The organism is Lacrimispora struthionigena, assembly GCF_048627165.1.
In the GTDB taxonomy this organism is placed as follows: domain Bacteria; phylum Bacillota; class Clostridia; order Lachnospirales; family Lachnospiraceae; genus Lacrimispora.
The window spans coordinates 1,522,023-1,538,637 of sequence record NZ_JBMBWP010000001.1 but is presented as its reverse complement, the minus strand read 5'-3'; the positions used below and the strand labels follow the sequence as shown (position 1 = coordinate 1,538,637).

The window sequence follows — 16,615 nt, the reverse complement described above, 5'->3', positions numbered from 1 at the left end:
TTTATATCATTGCAGCCGGACCCTGGTGCAGATTTAACCAGACAAAAATAAGCAGAGACAATAGGAAATAATCCTAATGCTCTGCTTATTTATTAAATCCTATCGATAAATAATATCATCTCTTCCCGGTCCATTGGAAACCATGGTTATGGGAGTTTCAAGCTCTTTCTCAATAAATTCAATATAGTTTCTGCAGTTTTCTGGCAGATCCTCGTATTTTTTAATTCCTCTAATCTCACATTTCCAGCCTGGAAGTGTGGTATAAACCGGTTTTGCCTTATTAAGCTCTATGGTATTTGGGAAATCTTTTGTAACTTTTCCATCAATCTCATATCCGATACAAACAGGAAGTTCATCCAGATAACCAAGTACATCCAAAACAGTAAGTGCTGCTTCGGTAGCTCCCTGAATTCTGCAGCCATATCTGGAAGCCACTGCATCAAACCATCCCATGCGTCTCGGTCTTCCTGTCGTTGCGCCATATTCGCCGCCATCACCGCCGCGGCGTCTTAACTCGTCTGCCTCGTCTCCAAAGATCTCGCTGACAAATGCGCCAGCACCAACTGCACTGGAATATGCCTTTACTACTGTGGTAATGTTCTTGATTTCATATGGAGGAATGCCTGCTCCAATTGCACCGTATGCTGCCAGTGTGGAAGAAGAGGTAACCATAGGATAGATTCCGTGATCGGTATCCTTTAAAGATCCCAGCTGTCCTTCCAGCAAAATATTTTTACCTTCCTTAATTGCATTATGAAGATAATTGGAAACATCGCAGACAAACGGTTTTACCATCTCGCGATACTCAAGTAAAGTCTTAAATAATTCTTCCGGATCAATGGCTGGTTTGTGATATAAATGTTCCATTAAAACATTCTTCATCTCACAAACGCGTTCCACCTTTTCCTTTAATGACTCTTCATCAAACAGTTCGCATACCTGGAAACCGATTTTTGCGTATTTATCTGAATAAAATGGTGCAATCCCTGATTTTGTGGAACCAAAGGACCGTTTTCCCAGACGCTCTTCTTCATACTGATCAAACAGAATGTGATATGGCATCAGAATCTGTGCACGGTCAGAAACCAGAATAGCCGGCTTTGGAACTCCTTTGCTCACAAGATCATTCACTTCCTTAATTAAATAAGGGATGTTTAATGCCACGCCATTGCCGATAATGCTGGTTGTGTGGTTGTAGAAAACACCTGATGGCAGAAGGTGAAGGGCAAACTTGCCATAATTGTTGATAATGGTATGCCCGGCATTGCTTCCTCCCTGATAACGGATAATAATATCGGACTCCTTTGCCAGCATATCTGTGATTTTACCTTTTCCTTCATCGCCCCAGTTGGCGCCTACGATTGCTCTTACCATTCGATTAATCCTCCTATGAGTGAAAAAATACCTTTTACTTCCCTATGATAGCGCAAAGACTCACATAAGTAAAGTCAATATTATTTATATTTGGCATAAGTTTAGCTTATATCATCAATCATCAGTTTCAGAATCTTCTTCCCAGCAGGAGAAATGGGAGTCTTACTGTCTGTAATTATTGCAAACTGCCGTCCTGGCATGGGCTCTTCAAACTGCAGTTCTATCAGGTTACCTTTCTCAAGCTCCATTTGGGCAAATCCAGACATCACACAGCCAATTCCTAAATTCCGCATGGCAAACTGAACGATCATATCGCTGGTAGAAAGTTCGAATTCCGGCTCCACCTCCACTTCCCGCTCTTTTAAGAACTCATCCATAAATGTCCGTGTGCTGGTATTCTTCTCCAAAAATATACAGGGAAGTTCCTTCAGGATATCATAACTGAGTTTTTTCCCTTCCAGATGCTTAAACTTCTCGCCTGCAATAAAAACATTGCGGACTTCCTTTACAGGAGTACTTTTCACCTCGTTCCTTGCTTCAAAGGGAGTACTGACCACACCGAAATCAATCTTTCCTTCATATAGAAAGCGAAGTGTTTCTGGTGTGGGGCCATTGGAAACCGTTACTTTAATTCCCGGATAAAGTTCATGAAATTTTTCCAGATAAGGGAGTAAATAAAACTGAAGTGTCATATCACTTGCTCCTATGCGTACCTCACCGGTCTCTAAATCCCGCATCCGTCTTAACATATTTTCCCCGTGCCAGATGCTCTCTAAACCGGATTTAACATAATCAAATAAAAATTCTCCTTCTCTGGTCAGCTTTACTCCTTTTGACAGCCGCATAAAAAGCTGGCAGTCCAATGACTGTTCCAGCTGCCGGACTGCCTGGCTGACTGCCGGCTGGGAGATGCAGAGTTTTTCTGACGCCAGTGTAATACTGCCTAAGGTTGCCACATAATAAAAAACTTTATAATATTCCAGACTACTGCTCATCGTTCCTCCTTGCACACAAAAAACTGCAGACAGACTCATTAATAAAGATCAGTCTGTCCGCAGCTTTCTTATACATTGATTTCTGCTGTCATACCAAGAAGTTCCTGGTTGTCCTTAAGAAGAGGACGAATTACCTCATCAAGGTATATGGTAACCTGAGCCGGGGCGCAGCCTACATATTTTTTAGGATCCATGCTTTTTTTCAGTTCTTCTAATGTAAGATTAAATGATGGGTCTGCTGCAATGAGTTCCAGCAGATTATTATCAAGTCCGTTTACTTTCACATTCTTTCCGGCTTCCATGGAAAGCTCCCTGATCCGCTCATGGAGTTCCTGTCTGTCGCCGCCTGCTTTTACCGCATCCATCATGATGTTTTCTGTGGCCATGAAAGGAAGTTCCGCCATCATATGCTTTTCAATGACCTTGGGATAAACCACAAGACCATCAACCACATTCAGATAGAGATCCAGAATTCCATCTATTGCAAGAAAGCCTTCCGGCACACTCAGACGTTTGTTTGCAGAGTCATCCAGTGTCCGTTCAAACCACTGAGTGGAAGAAACAAGCATGGGATTCATCACATCTGCCATAACGTAATTGGACAGGGAAGCGATTCTCTCACTTCTCATGGGGTTTCTCTTATAAGCCATGGCTGAAGAACCGATCTGGCTCTTTTCAAATGGCTCTTCCACCTCTTTTAAATGCTGGAGAAGGCGGATATCATTGGAGAACTTATGAGCGCTCTGAGCAATACCAGCCAGAACGTTGACCACACGGCTGTCCACTTTCCGGGAATAGGTCTGACCCGATACCGGGTAACACCCCTTATATCCCATCTTCTCAGCAATCATGGCATCCACTTTTCTCACTCTGTCCATGTCTCCGTCAAACAGCTCTAAAAAGCTGGCCTGGGTTCCGGTTGTTCCCTTGGAACCAAGAAGGCGTATGGAATCAAGGAGATAATCCAGATCCTCCAAATCCATGGTAAGATCATGGAGCCATAACGTAGCTCTCTTACCTACAGTCGTAGGCTGGGCAGGCTGAAAATGGGTAAATGCAAGAGTTGGTAAATCCTTATAGCTATCTGCAAACTTTGCCAGCTCAGAGATTACATTAATCAGTTTTTTCCGTACCAGCACAAGTGCTTCTGTCATAACAATAATATCTGTATTATCACCCACATAACAGGAGGTGGCTCCAAGATGAATAATGCCTTTTGCCTTGGGACACTGGACTCCATATGCATATACGTGAGACATTACATCGTGGCGGACTTCTTTTTCCCGCTGTATGGCTACCTCGTAATTTACATCATCCTGAAACGCCTTCAGTTCCTCTATCTGTTCTTCCGTAATAGGAAGTCCAAGTTCCTTTTCTACTTCTGCCAGTGCAATCCACAGTTTTCTCCAGGTCTTAAATTTCTTATCAGGAGAAAAAATGTACTGCATCTCCTTGCTGGCATAACGCTCAGACAGCGGGCTTTGGTAACGATCTGTCATGTTATTTTCATTCCTCCTTGGGTTTCGTTGTAGAGCTATTTTATCATAGTTTCTTTATTATGGGAAGAGCAGTCAGGGACTGTCTTCCGGTTATGCAGCGCAAACCGGCCTGACAGCCCCTGATTTTTAAGTCATATTATCTGCTGTATTCACCGCGTATATCTTCTTTCGGCGGTTCAATGGGATAGTTTCCACTGAAGCATGCCGTACAGATGGGCAGTCCTTCCGCCATCTCATTCAGACGTTCTATATTTAAATAAGACAGGGAGTCTGCTCCAAGAAGATCCCGTATCTCGTCAATGCTTCTGTTATGGGCGATCAGCTGATCTTCATCTGGAATATCCGTTCCGAAATAACAGGGGTGTAAAAAGGGCGGCGCACTGATCCGTACATGAACCTCTTTGGCACCGGCCTCCCGAAGCATGTTTACAATCAGGGCACTGGTAGTTCCCCTGACTATGGAATCATCAATCATGATTACCCGTTTTCCCACAACTGCTTCCTTAAGTACGTTTAACTTGATTCTCACCGATGATTCCCGGTAGCTCTGCTTTGGCTTAATAAAAGTCCTGCCTACATAGGAATTCTTCACAAATGCAGTTCCATAAGGAATTCCTGACTGAAGAGAATATCCGAGGGCTGCTGCATTACCGGATTCCGGAACTCCCACAACAACATCTGCCTCTACCGGTGAATCCACAGCCAGCGCACGGCCTGCACAAAGCCTGGAATGATAGACACTCACTCCGTCAAATACGCTGTCTGGCCTTGCAAAATAAATATATTCGAATACACACCTGGCCTCTTTGGATTTTTCTTTAAAGCAGAGGCTTGTGTCTGAAACAATTCCGTCTTTTGTTATAGTTACTATTTCGCCAGGCAGAACATCACGGACAAATTCCGCACCTATTGTGTCGAGGGCGCAGCTTTCTGATACAATGATGTAAGAATTATCCCGTTTCCCAATGCACAATGGCTTAAATCCGTATGGATCCCTGGCTCCGATCAGCTTACGGGGACTCATAACAACCAGGGAATAAGCTCCCACGATTTTTTTCATTGCATTGGCAACTGCTGCCTCGACAGAAGGGGTCTTAACCCGTTCTCTGGCAATATGATACGCGATTACCTCGGAATCAATTGTAGTCTGAAAAATCGCACCGCTGTACTCTAATTCTTTGCGAAGCTCCGGCGCATTCACCAGATTTCCGTTATGAGCCATGGCAAGAGTACCTTTTACATAATTAAGAACAAGAGGCTGGGCATTTTCCCGTGTACTGCTACCTGCCGTTGAATAACGAACATGGCCTACTCCGATATTTCCATGAAGACCTTCCAAAACCTCGGGAGTAAAAACTTCGTTACATAATCCCATCCCCTTATGCGCACTTACTTTTCCTTTCGGACCTTCGGTATCACTGACAGCAATTCCGCAGCTCTCCTGTCCTCTGTGCTGTAATGCAAACAGACCGTAATAAATGGTGGAAGCAACGTCGTCTCCGTCAAAATCATAGATGCCCAAGACGCCGCACTCCTCATGTAACTCTTCTTCTATATTGAAGTTCAATTCGTTACTCATGAAATATCTACCCTCTCTGTGCTGTTTACTGAATTCCAAGACGGCGGAATATCTCCTCATATGCGTCTTCCACACCGCCTAAATCTCTGCGGAAGCGATCCTTATCCAGTTTTTCGTGAGTATCCTTATCCCACAGTCTGCATGTATCAGGAGAAATCTCGTCGGCAAGAATAATCTGTCCGTGATAACGGCCAAACTCGATCTTAAAGTCAATAAGATCAATATTTAAAGTGTCAAAATACTCCATGAGAACTTCGTTTACTAAAAACGCATACTTTGTAATGGCATCAATCTCTTCCTGTGTCGCAAGATTAAGAGCCAGAGCGTAATAATCGTTAATAAACGGATCTCCCAGGTCATCATTTTTATAGCTGAATTCAAGAGTCGGACAGGCAAACTTAATTCCCTCTTCCATACCCATCTTTTTTGCAAAACTACCTGCAGAATAGTTTCTGATGATTACCTCAAGAGGAACGATCTCTACTTTTTTTACTGCAGTCTCACGGTCGTTTAACTCTTCAACCAGATGAGTCGGAACACCTTTGGCTTCTAATTTTTTGAAAACGAAATTAGTCATACGGTTGTTGATTGCACCTTTTCCAACAATGGTACCCTTTTTAAGACCATTGAAAGCTGTGGCATCATCTTTATAAGAAACAATTAACACGTCCGGATCTTCAGTAGTATAGACCTTCTTTGCTTTTCCCTCATACAGCATTTCTTTTTTCTCCACGGTATCCACCTGTCCTTTTCTGAATTAATTTATAAGTTTTTCAAATAAAACTATGGTGTTTCAGTAGAAATTATAATACAGTGAAAATTGGATTGCAACTGGTTTTATTATTATAAATACTAATGATCAATATACATGTCTGTTTCTCAATGTGATTCGTTCAGGATCTGACGCTCCACTTTCTGCCATAATTTTAATTCCCCTTCTTTTAAATCCAGCAGAACCCCACGTTCTTTTATTTCCCCCTCCGTTCCTTCAAAAGAAGAAATTTCAGTAATTGCTTCTTCCATGATCTCATCGTTCACTGTATATATTTTTACCAGCTCTCTGCATATTCGGTCTCTTTCACTGGGAAAGAACAAGGCTGCTTCAATAAACAGGCAGCAATACAAAAGATAACGCAATCTGCTGCGACTTTTCTCGCGGTTAAATGCCCATTTCAAACTTCTCCATGGCTTCTTTTTTTTATTATATTGCAGTACGCGATAATTTTTTAAAATATAATTCATAAACAAGCTCCTGACTGATAAAAGGCATAGCATAAAGGGGAACGGAAGAAAAACAGGAATACAAATCAATAGAATTTAAGATGTGTGTCTGATCTGATTATATACGAAAGTAAAAAAAGCTTCAAGCATAATTTTATGCCGAAGCTTTTTGTTAAAGATTATTTTGCTGCTTTAGTAGTTTCTGTAGTAGGCTGACCATTACTTTCACCGGTAATTTTATCAACGCCTTTTTCAACGCTCTTTACAGCATCATTGACAACACCTGTGCTTTCCTTGCCCTCATCAGCCTTTGTTGCTCCGGCTGTTGTTGTCTGCGCTTTTGTACCCGCTGCAGTGGTTGTCTGTGTGGTTGTCGTTCCTGCTTTTGTTGTTCCGTCAGTTCCCTTGGTTGTACCGCATGCTGTCAGACACATAACTGACATAATAACAAGAATCGCAAATAAATATGGTTTTATCTTTTTCATAATACTTCTCCTTTCATGTTCTATGCTTAGTATGTGTCAAGGAGAAATGAATTATAGTGGAAAATTTTGTAAAATCAGGATTCTATCACATCTTTCATGGTATAAAGTCCCGGTTTTTTCCCTGCTAAAAATTTGGCAGCAGAAACTGCTCCTCTTGCAAAAATAGCTTTAGAATACGCGGTATGCTGGAAGGTAACAACTTCATCTGTTCCGGCAAAAATCACATCGTGTTCTCCTACAATGGTGCCGCCGCGAACAGCAGAAATTCCAATTTCTTTTTTATCCCTTGCTTTTCTTACCTGGCTTCTGTCATAAACATAATGGAATTCCTGATCCATCGCCTCATTAATGGAATCTGCAAGGGCAAGTGCTGTTCCACTGGGGGCATCCAGTTTCTTGTTGTGATGTTTTTCTAAAATTTCAATATCAAAACCAGCGCCGGCAAGAACAAGCGCAGCATCCTTTATAAGCTTCATTAACAGATTAACGCCCAGGGACATATTGGCAGACCGAAGCACCGCTACCTGTCTGGATGCCTCTTCAACCAGCTTTACCTGATCCTCAGTAAGTCCCGTTGTGCATAAAACTACCGGAATCTGCTTTTCAATACTGTAATGAAGGAGACCCTCCACAGCTTTAGCAGAAGTGAAATCAACGATTACATCCGCTTCTACATCACAGGACTCTAAAGAAGAAAATACCGGATACGGATTTTCTTTCGTCATGTTGGGATCGATACCGGCAACAATTTCTATATTATTCTCTTCCGCTGCAATACCGGAAATGACCTGTCCCATGGCCCCGTTACAGCCGTGCATTATCATCTTAATCATGATTTCCTCCATATGTATAGCATATACTTCTTATAAAATTCCATACTCTTTCATGGCAATTTTTAAATTTTCCTGATTTTTTTCTTCCATTTCAGTTAACGGAAGACGCATTGGTCCTGCCTGTCTTCCCATGAGATTTAACGCTGCTTTTACAGGAATGGGATTAACTTCACTAAATAACGCATTAATTAATGGGATAGCTTCCAGCTGAAGTCTCGCGCTGCGCTTTACATCACCGTCAAAATACGCCTGGCAGATCTCATGTGTCTTTGCAGGAGCAACATTGGATAAGACAGAAATAACTCCTTTTCCGCCTAAAGACATCATGGGAACAATCTGATTATCATTGCCGGAATAAACATCTGCTTTCCCATCTGTCAGACTCATTAAATCAGCAATGGCAGAAAAGTCGCCGCTGGCCTCTTTCACGCCTAAAATATTAGGAACAGTAAGACAGAGATCTGCAATGGTCTCAGCTTTTATGGTTACACCGGTTCTGCCCGGGATATTATATAGAAGAATCGGAATATTCACAGCATCTGCCACAGCTTTAAAATGAGCCTTTAATCCGTTCTGTGTCGCTTTATTGTAATACGGAGATACCAGAAGAAGACCATCCGCACCCAGCTTTTGTGCTTCCACAGACAGATAAACAGCTGTATCCGTGCAATTAGAACCAGTTCCGGCTATGACTGGAATTCTTTTCTTCGTTACCTCACATACGTATCTGATTACATCCAGATGTTCCTCATGAGTCATGGTAGATGCTTCGCCAGTGGTTCCACATGCAACAATCGCATCGGTTCCCTCCGCAATCTGCTCCTCTACCAATTTTTCAAGTACCTCATAATTAACAAGTCCGTTTTCCTGAAATGGTGTTACAAGCGCTACTCCTGCGCCTTCAAAAATTGCCATGGTCTTATCCTCCTGATTCTTTATCGTTATACATAGTAAACTTCTAAGGGCCCTTTGATACTCTGCTCTTCCTGTCAAAACGAAAAAACAGAGCTGACAACAGGGTCAGCTCTTAAAGTCCAGAATCTGGTAATCTCATCTTTCTTTAAGTAGCTCCCCATCCATACGGATGACAGTCATATGGCTCTTAACCATATGCCCAGAACAGATATGTTCAGGCCATACCGTTCTTCGGCGTCTCTTCCTTTCCACTGTCCTCCTCTGTACCTGATACATCGGACAATATACTGATAAGCAACGCAACCTCTACTCTATTATGTATGTTACCATACTAACATTATTATTTTGTATTGTCAACTTTAACATGATTGATTTCCAGAATACTGTCTACATAAGGTTCTATCTCTTTTGAAAATACCTTACCGGTTAATACGACTTCCATCTCATCCACTTTAGCCTGAAGAAGTTTTATGAGTTCTCCCGCTTCTACAATACCCTGGTCCAAAAGTCCAAGAATTTCATCCAGGATCAGCATATCGCATTCTCCTGTAGACACTACTTTTCTGGCAAAATTAAGACCATTGCGGATATTCATACGTTCCTCTTCCTGCCGTTCCATGGACAGATTCTCAAATAATCCATCGCACTTTTCAAACCGGAAGATCTTCATCTCCGGTTCCAGTCTTTTCATAATCTCCAGAGATCCCCGTCCCTGACAGCCTTTCAAAAACTGAATCATGATGACAGTTCTGTTCTTCGTCAGAGCCTCGATTCCCATGCCGAGTGCAGAAGACGTCTTGCCTTTCCCTTCCCCGCATATAACCTGTATCGTACCTCGATTCATCTTTCAGCACCTCATAACAGCTAAAAAGCAATTATTTACTTATTATGTTAGAACCTGCTTATCGTATCATATATTTAATATTTTTTCAAGTTTTCTTATTATTTCCTTAACATATTAATAATATTTTATTCAGAGCACTCCAACTTGCTGACCGATACCTCGTAAGCCACTCTTTTTTCACATTCCGTATCCGTAAGCTTTTTGGTATACTCTCTGCTCTGAACTCTTCCCCAGACTTTAACTCTGGTGCCTACTGTAAAACCAGAAGCATATCTTGCATTTCTTCCCCATGCGATACAGGGTATGTAATCGGACTTTCCATAAGGGCGGTTCACTGCAAGAAGCAAATCTGCAATTTCCCTGCCTAACGGGGTTTTTCTGTAAATGGGTGCTTTGCAGATATATCCATCCAGAAAAATTTGATTGGTTTTTGTGTAATCTGTAAACTCTTCCATAAAATGGATCTCACGGACAAATACGGAAAGTACAAGGCGGTTCTTTGTTCCTTCATGACGATTATAGGAACGGAACTGACCAACCGCTTCTATGGTACAACTTTCGTAATTTCCTTCCACGTCGATGAGACGCTCGGAGATCATTAACGGAATCACGTCTGCCTGATCACTGAGACGGTTTACCGCAATGTCCACCATATAGAATCCTTCTCCAAATACCTCATGGCTGAAGGTGAAGCCGGAGACAATCTCTCCGATAACGCTTACTTTGTTGTTTTCAATCATTTTTTCTGACATAGTATTTCTCCTCTTCTTTCACTAATTTGCTAATATGCTTCACAGCTAATATTAAATTTATGTGGCAGAATACATGAAAATGATAAAAAGCATACCAAAAATATCGACAGAAGGAGGCAGAATGCACAAAAAATAACAGAGAATGCTGACTGATCGGCGATATTTCGGCGATCTACGTCAGCATTCTCCTGTTTATAACAATTTATACTAAAGATTTTTTATTCTGAGAAGTACGTTTTCTGATTGTTGGATCCAGAATTTTCTTTCTGATTCGAAGGCTTACCGGGGTGATCTCCAACAGCTCATCAACATCAATAAAGTCAAGAGACTGCTCTAAGCTCATCTCCTTTGGAGGGCTGAGTTTTAAAGCGTCATCTGCTCCGGAAGAACGGGTATTGGTCAGTTTCTTTGCTTTACAGATATTAATTTCAATATCTTCTGCCTTGGGGTTCTGTCCGATTACCATACCGGAATATACCTTCACTCCAGCTCCAATAAACAGAATTCCTCTCTCCTGGGCATTGTAAAGACCATAGGTTATGGATTCTCCTGATTCATAAGCAATTAAGGATCCGGACTTTCTATAAGACAATTCACCCTTAAACGGTGCATAATCATCAAATGTAGTATTCATGATTCCGTTGCCCTTGGTGTCTGTCATAAATTCACCGCGGTAGCCGATTAATCCTCTGGATGGAATGGAAAATTCAAGTCTTGTATATCCGCCGTTAGCCGGACTCATACCCTGAAGTTCACCCTTACGGCCTGTAAGCTTCTGAATAACAGCTCCGGTAAACTCTTCCGGTACATCGATATAAGCGATTTCCATTGGTTCCAGTTTTCTGTTTCTTTCGTCATAATGATACAAAACTTCTGCTTTACTTACTGCAAATTCAAAGCCTTCCCGTCTCATATTCTCAATCAGAACAGATAAATGAAGCTCTCCTCTACCGGAAACCTTAAAGCAGTCCGGAGATTCTGTCTCCTCCACACGAAGGCTGACATCTGTATTTAATTCGCGGAATAAACGTTCTCTTAAATGACGGGAAGTGATAAATTTACCTTCCTGACCTGCAAGAGGGCTGTCATTTACCATGAAATTCATGGCGATTGTTGGTTCAGAAATCTTCTGGAATGAAATGGCTTCCGGGTTTTCTACAGAACAGAGAGTATCACCAATATGGATATCTGCAATACCTGAAATGGCTACAATGGCACCAATTCCTGCTTCCTGTACTTCTACCTTATTAAGGCCCTCGTATTCATACAGCTTACCAACCTTAACCTTACGGAATTTGTCAGGATCATGATGATTGACAATGACGCATTCCTGGTTAACTCTGATTTTGCCGTTATCTACTTTACCAACTCCGATTCGTCCCACATACTCATTATAATCGATGGTACTGATTAAAAGCTGGGTTGAAGCTTCCGGATCACCTTCCGGTGCAGGAATGTGGTCAATGACTGTCTGGAATAAAGGAGCCATGTCAACGCCTTCATCTTCAAGCTGTTTTTTTGCAAATCCAGCTTTTGCTGAAGCATAAAGGAATGGACAATCCAGCTGCTCTTCACTAGCGTCAAGATCCATAAGAAGCTCTAACACTTCTTCTTCTACTTCTTCCGGTCTTGCTTCCGGTCTGTCAATTTTATTGATACAGGCTACCACAGAAAGTCCTAATTCCAGTGCTTTTCTTAATACGAACTTGGTCTGGGGCATAACACCTTCATAAGCGTCTACTACCAGAATAACTCCGTTAACCATCTTTAATACACGCTCTACTTCTCCGCCGAAATCTGCATGTCCAGGAGTATCAATAATGTTAATCTTTGTATCTTTGAAATGAACTGCCGTATTCTTGGATAAGATGGTGATTCCGCGCTCTCTTTCAATATCGTTGGAATCCATAACGCGTTCTACCACTTCCTGATTCTCACGGAACACACCGCTCTGCTTTAACAGGGCATCCACAAGCGTAGTTTTACCATGATCGACGTGGGCAATGATTGCCACATTCCTGACGTCTTCTCTTTTCATCTTCATAAATGTACTCTTCTTTCTGTTATTCAAGCATAATACAGGTAATTCACTCCCATATCATAAAAAACTAAGGACCTGCTATGCCCTTAGTTTCATCTACATTATCACGATTTATTAGTATAACACCTGAAATATAATATTGCAAGATTTTTTTTATTTTATGCAAAACTATGATCCTTCGGGAAACAATAAGACTTCTTTTTCATGGATACCAAAAAATACGCAATCGCCTGTCTCAAGATTTGCTTTCCCACCGGTAGCCTCCGTTATGTCTGCCTGAAGCTTTAAAACTTCCTCATCAGGCACCAGCACCGTGAGCATGACATGATCTGTATATTCACTGTTTAACGTAGTAATATTTGACTGGCCCAAGAGATACTGTATTTTTCCCACTCCATTATAATCTGTGTCAATAATAAGTTTTTTTGCCGGTACCAGCTTAAGAACCGTGCATGACTTAAGGCCTTCCTTTACCGCTGCGGAATAAGCTCTTACAAGACCTCCCGTACCAAGAAGGGTTCCTCCGAAATAGCGGGTAACTACCACGCAGAGATTCACGATCTCCTCCCCTTCCAGAACATCAAGCATGGGCTTTCCGGCAGTCTGACTGGGTTCTCCGTCGTCACTGCAGCGCTTCCCTTCCCCATTCTCACCCAGAATCCAGGCATAACAGTTATGACTGGCATCCCAGTACTTTTTTCTTATTTCCTCTATAAACGCCTGAGCCTCTTCTTCTGTTTTAACAGGTCGGAAGCTGGCTATAAAACGGGATTTCTTTTCAACAATTTCTCCCGTACCTTCTTTGTATAATATTTTATAGGCTTTTCTCATACGCATCCTCATTTCTTCTATATAAACAATCCTCTCCCATTATATCTAAAATAAGGTGCAGGATCAAGGTTCCATGTATAAATGGATAAATTTGTTCCAAAAATGGTAAGTGTTGAATTGCACGACAATTTTTGGTATAATGAACCGGTAAAGGAGGTTTCCCATGAATTACGGCAAGCAAGCGACAGAGAGAAAGATCAAATCTGCCAATTCAAAAGCGAGGAAATACACCACAAAGGTTTTTCTTGCCTTTTTAAAAAGTCTGTTTATCCTATGCCTGTTTGGAAGCATTGTGGCTGCAAGCGTCTTATTAGGCATGGTAAAGGGAATCATAGACAATGCTCCTGATGTGGACATCTCAACCATTGTTCCCAACGAATATGCCACTACCGTTTACGACAGTGCGGGCAATGTCACCGAGACCCTGGTAACTGCAGGTTCAAACAGAGAGGAAGCCACTTACGAGGAACTTCCTAAAAATCTGGTCAATGCTTTTGTTTCTTATGAGGATTCCAGATTCTGGGAACATAACGGAATCGATCTGCGCTCCATTATGAGAGCGGTAAGAGGTGTACTGACCGGCGATTCCACAGCCGGAGGAGGAAGCACCATTACACAGCAGCTGATCAAAAACAGTGTGTTTGGCGGAGGTATGGAAAAAAGTTTTGGAGAACGTCTGGAACGAAAGTTTCAGGAATGGTTTCTGGCCATTAAGCTTGACGGTGTTATGTCAAAGGAACAGATCATTACCAACTACTTAAACACCATAAACTTAGGCAACAATACCCTGGGCGTCAAAGTGGCTGCCAAGAGATATTTTAACAAAAATGTATCGGATCTGACTTTATCAGAATGTGCAGTTTTAGCAGGAATCACACAAAACCCATCTAAATTTAACCCCATATCCGGTCAGAAGAATAACGCAGACAAGCAGAAGGTCATCCTTCAATACATGCATGATCAGGGATATATTACAAAGGAAGAGGAAGACCAGGCTCTTGCAGATGACGTCTATTCCCGAATCCAGAATGTTGACACTGCAACCAAGGAAACTGCTTCTCCTTACAGTTATTTTACAGACAAACTGGTGGAAGAAGTTATCACTTCCATGAAAGAAAAGTTAGGCTATACCGATACTCAGGCTCATAATATGCTATACAGCGGAGGTCTCTCCATCTATACAACACAGGATCCTGGAATCCAGACCATTGTAGATGAAGAAATCAATAATCCGGAAAATTATACTGCAGCACGCTATTCCATCGAATACCGGCTGTCCGTCACTCACAAGGATGGAACAACCACCCACTACTCCGAAGAAAATGTCAAGCGCTATCACAAGGAGATGGGGGATAACGGCTATGATGGCTTATATAATAACGAAGAAGCGGCGGATGCAGATATACAGGGGTATAAAAGCTATCAGCTGAAAGAAGGAGATACCATAATTGGAGAAAGCCTTCATAAAACCCTGCAGCCTCAGGCATCCTTTGTCATTATGGATCAGAAAACAGGAGAAGTAAAAGCAATTAACGGAGGACGGGGACAGAAACTGGCCAGCCTGACATTAAACCGTGCCAGCAATACCTATCGTCAGCCAGGTTCTACCTTTAAAATCCTCACCGCATTTTCTCCGGCTCTGGACACCTGCGGTGCCACCCTGGGATCGGTTTATTATGATTCAGTTTACACAATTGGTAATAAAACTTTTTCCAACTGGTACAGTTCCGGATATCAGGGATACTCAAGCATCCGTGACGGTATCGTTTATTCCATGAATATCGTGGCTGTGCGCTGCCTGGTTGAAACAGTGAAGCCCCAGCTGGGTGTAGAGTACGCTAGGAACTTTGGAATCACTTCCCTGACTGACACCGATTACAATCCGGCTCTTGCACTGGGAGGAATCACAAAAGGCGTTTCAAACTTAGAGCTTACCGGCGCTTTTGCCACCATTGCCAACGGCGGAGTCTATACAAAACCGGTCTTTTTCACCAAGATCCTGGATCACGACGGCAAGGTTTTAATTGATAATACACCCGAGACCCATCGTGTTTTAAAAGACTCCACTGCATTTCTCTTAACCGATGCAATGGCAGCTTCCATGGAAAGCAGCCGGAAATTTTCCAGTTCCGGTCCCAGTTCCACCAGCCCTGCTGCTAAAATACCGGGAATGTCCGCTGCCGGTAAAAGTGGTACTACCACAGCCAACAACGATATCTGGTTTATAGGTTATACCCCCTACTATACTGCCGGTATCTGGGCTGGATGCGACGATAACCAGAAACTGACGAAGCAAAACGGAGGTGCCTCCTTCCACAAGGCAATCTGGCGCAAGATCATGACCAGAATCCATGAAGGAAAGCCAGACCCTGGTTTCCCCATACCTGACAGTATAGAAACGGCTCAGATCTGCCGAAAATCCGGCAAACTGGCAGTGACCGGCGTCTGTACAGAAGATCCCAGAGGCAATGCTGTTTATACAGAATACTTTGCAAAGGGAACGGTACCCACAGACGTATGTAACAATCACGTAAGAGCAACCGTATGTTCCGTATCCCATCAGCTGCCCACTCCTTATTGTCCGGAACGGACAACTGCCGTATTTATGGTTCTTCCAAACGGCGAGACAGGTCAGACAGATGATTCCAAATACGCAATGCCTGGATATTGCACTATTCATTCAGCAAATTCCATTACCATACCTCCAGGCAGTTATCCTTACGAAGATGAGACATCTCCCCAGCAATACGCACCGGGCTACATTCCACAAAATCCCGGCGCAACTAAACCCATTTATCCCTGGCAAGATTATTGATTAAAAAAAAGAAGGGCATCAAACCTTAAAACAGGTCTGATGCCCTCTCCTTATATAAAAAAATCAGCTTTTCATTTTGGGCTTGAATATAATGGATCCCAGATATCCAAAAATCAAAGCACCGGAAATCCCCACTGCGCTTGCAGTAAATCCACCTTTAAACACTCCCAGAAAACCGTCCTCTCCCATGCTCTTTAAGACGCCTTTCCACAGAGAATTGCCAAATCCCAGCAGAGGAACCGTTGCTCCTGCTCCTGCCCAGTCACTAAAGGGCTGATAGATTCCAAGAGCTCCAAGAATGCTTCCGATTACTACTAAAAGCACCATAATCCGCCCGGGCATCAATTTGGTATTGTCCATCACAACCTGAACCACTGCGCAGATTGCTCCGCCTACCAAAAATGCTTTTACAAATTCCATAGCGTTCTCCT

The 16,615-nt window shown here is 42.5% G+C and carries 15 protein-coding genes and 1 riboswitch; of the genes, 1 reads left to right on the top strand and 14 read right to left on the bottom strand.

Annotated elements, in window-relative coordinates; translation table 11 throughout:
- Positions 1-99: 99 nt before the first annotated feature.
- From ACOAOT_RS06945 to ACOAOT_RS06885, 13 genes are all read right to left on the bottom strand, one after another.
- Entirely contained in the window at positions 100-1,374 is a 1,275-nt protein-coding gene (locus ACOAOT_RS06945; protein ID WP_104439036.1) for an adenylosuccinate synthase, read from the bottom strand.
- A gap of 101 nt (positions 1,375-1,475) precedes the next feature.
- Positions 1,476-2,369 (bottom strand): LysR family transcriptional regulator, encoded by an 894-nt coding sequence (locus tag ACOAOT_RS06940; protein ID WP_420216320.1) that lies wholly within the window; start codon positions 2,367-2,369, stop codon positions 1,476-1,478.
- 68 nt (positions 2,370-2,437) lie between these two features.
- Entirely contained in the window at positions 2,438-3,868 is a 1,431-nt protein-coding gene (purB, locus tag ACOAOT_RS06935; protein WP_420216319.1) for an adenylosuccinate lyase, read from the bottom strand.
- A 136-nt stretch (positions 3,869-4,004) separates the two neighbouring features.
- On the bottom strand, positions 4,005-5,447 hold the full coding sequence (purF, locus tag ACOAOT_RS06930) for an amidophosphoribosyltransferase (protein ID WP_420216318.1): 1,443 nt from the start codon (positions 5,445-5,447) through the stop codon (positions 4,005-4,007).
- 25 nt (positions 5,448-5,472) lie between these two features.
- Entirely contained in the window at positions 5,473-6,180 is a 708-nt protein-coding gene (gene purC / locus ACOAOT_RS06925) for a phosphoribosylaminoimidazolesuccinocarboxamide synthase (protein ID WP_420216317.1), read from the bottom strand.
- 146 nt (positions 6,181-6,326) lie between these two features.
- On the bottom strand, positions 6,327-6,689 hold the full coding sequence (locus ACOAOT_RS06920; protein WP_420216316.1) for a hypothetical protein: 363 nt from the start codon (positions 6,687-6,689) through the stop codon (positions 6,327-6,329).
- A 158-nt stretch (positions 6,690-6,847) separates the two neighbouring features.
- Positions 6,848-7,153 (bottom strand): hypothetical protein, encoded by a 306-nt coding sequence (locus ACOAOT_RS06915; protein WP_420216315.1) that lies wholly within the window; start codon positions 7,151-7,153, stop codon positions 6,848-6,850.
- Between the two features lie 74 nt (positions 7,154-7,227).
- Complete coding sequence (gene dapB / locus ACOAOT_RS06910; RefSeq protein WP_420216314.1) at positions 7,228-7,986, bottom strand: 4-hydroxy-tetrahydrodipicolinate reductase; 759 nt, start codon at positions 7,984-7,986, stop codon at positions 7,228-7,230.
- Positions 7,987-8,016: 30 nt separating this feature from the next.
- Complete coding sequence (dapA, locus tag ACOAOT_RS06905; RefSeq protein WP_420216313.1) at positions 8,017-8,901, bottom strand: 4-hydroxy-tetrahydrodipicolinate synthase; 885 nt, start codon at positions 8,899-8,901, stop codon at positions 8,017-8,019.
- 142 nt (positions 8,902-9,043) lie between these two features.
- A riboswitch (Lysine riboswitch) is annotated at positions 9,044-9,218 on the bottom strand.
- A gap of 23 nt (positions 9,219-9,241) precedes the next feature.
- The gene (locus ACOAOT_RS06900) at positions 9,242-9,745 is read right to left on the bottom strand and encodes a cob(I)yrinic acid a,c-diamide adenosyltransferase (protein WP_420216312.1); all 504 of its coding nucleotides are present in this window, start codon (positions 9,743-9,745) and stop codon (positions 9,242-9,244) included.
- A 125-nt stretch (positions 9,746-9,870) separates the two neighbouring features.
- Complete coding sequence (locus ACOAOT_RS06895) at positions 9,871-10,497, bottom strand: single-stranded DNA-binding protein (RefSeq protein WP_104439027.1); 627 nt, start codon at positions 10,495-10,497, stop codon at positions 9,871-9,873.
- 202 nt (positions 10,498-10,699) lie between these two features.
- Positions 10,700-12,541: a translational GTPase TypA gene (typA, locus tag ACOAOT_RS06890; protein WP_420216311.1), complete on the bottom strand. Its 1,842-nt coding sequence runs from the start codon at positions 12,539-12,541 to the stop codon at positions 10,700-10,702.
- A 165-nt stretch (positions 12,542-12,706) separates the two neighbouring features.
- On the bottom strand, positions 12,707-13,369 hold the full coding sequence (locus ACOAOT_RS06885; RefSeq protein WP_420216310.1) for a YigZ family protein: 663 nt from the start codon (positions 13,367-13,369) through the stop codon (positions 12,707-12,709).
- 163 nt (positions 13,370-13,532) lie between these two features.
- On the opposite strand from ACOAOT_RS06885, the gene ACOAOT_RS06880 reads away from it, so the two are divergent.
- Positions 13,533-16,184: a transglycosylase domain-containing protein gene (locus tag ACOAOT_RS06880; RefSeq protein ID WP_420216309.1), complete on the top strand. Its 2,652-nt coding sequence runs from the start codon at positions 13,533-13,535 to the stop codon at positions 16,182-16,184.
- Positions 16,185-16,247: 63 nt separating this feature from the next.
- Here the strand turns inward: ACOAOT_RS06880 and spoVAE are convergent, their stop codons facing one another.
- The gene (spoVAE, locus tag ACOAOT_RS06875; protein ID WP_104439023.1) at positions 16,248-16,604 is read right to left on the bottom strand and encodes a stage V sporulation protein AE; all 357 of its coding nucleotides are present in this window, start codon (positions 16,602-16,604) and stop codon (positions 16,248-16,250) included.
- Positions 16,605-16,615 lie beyond the last annotated feature (11 nt).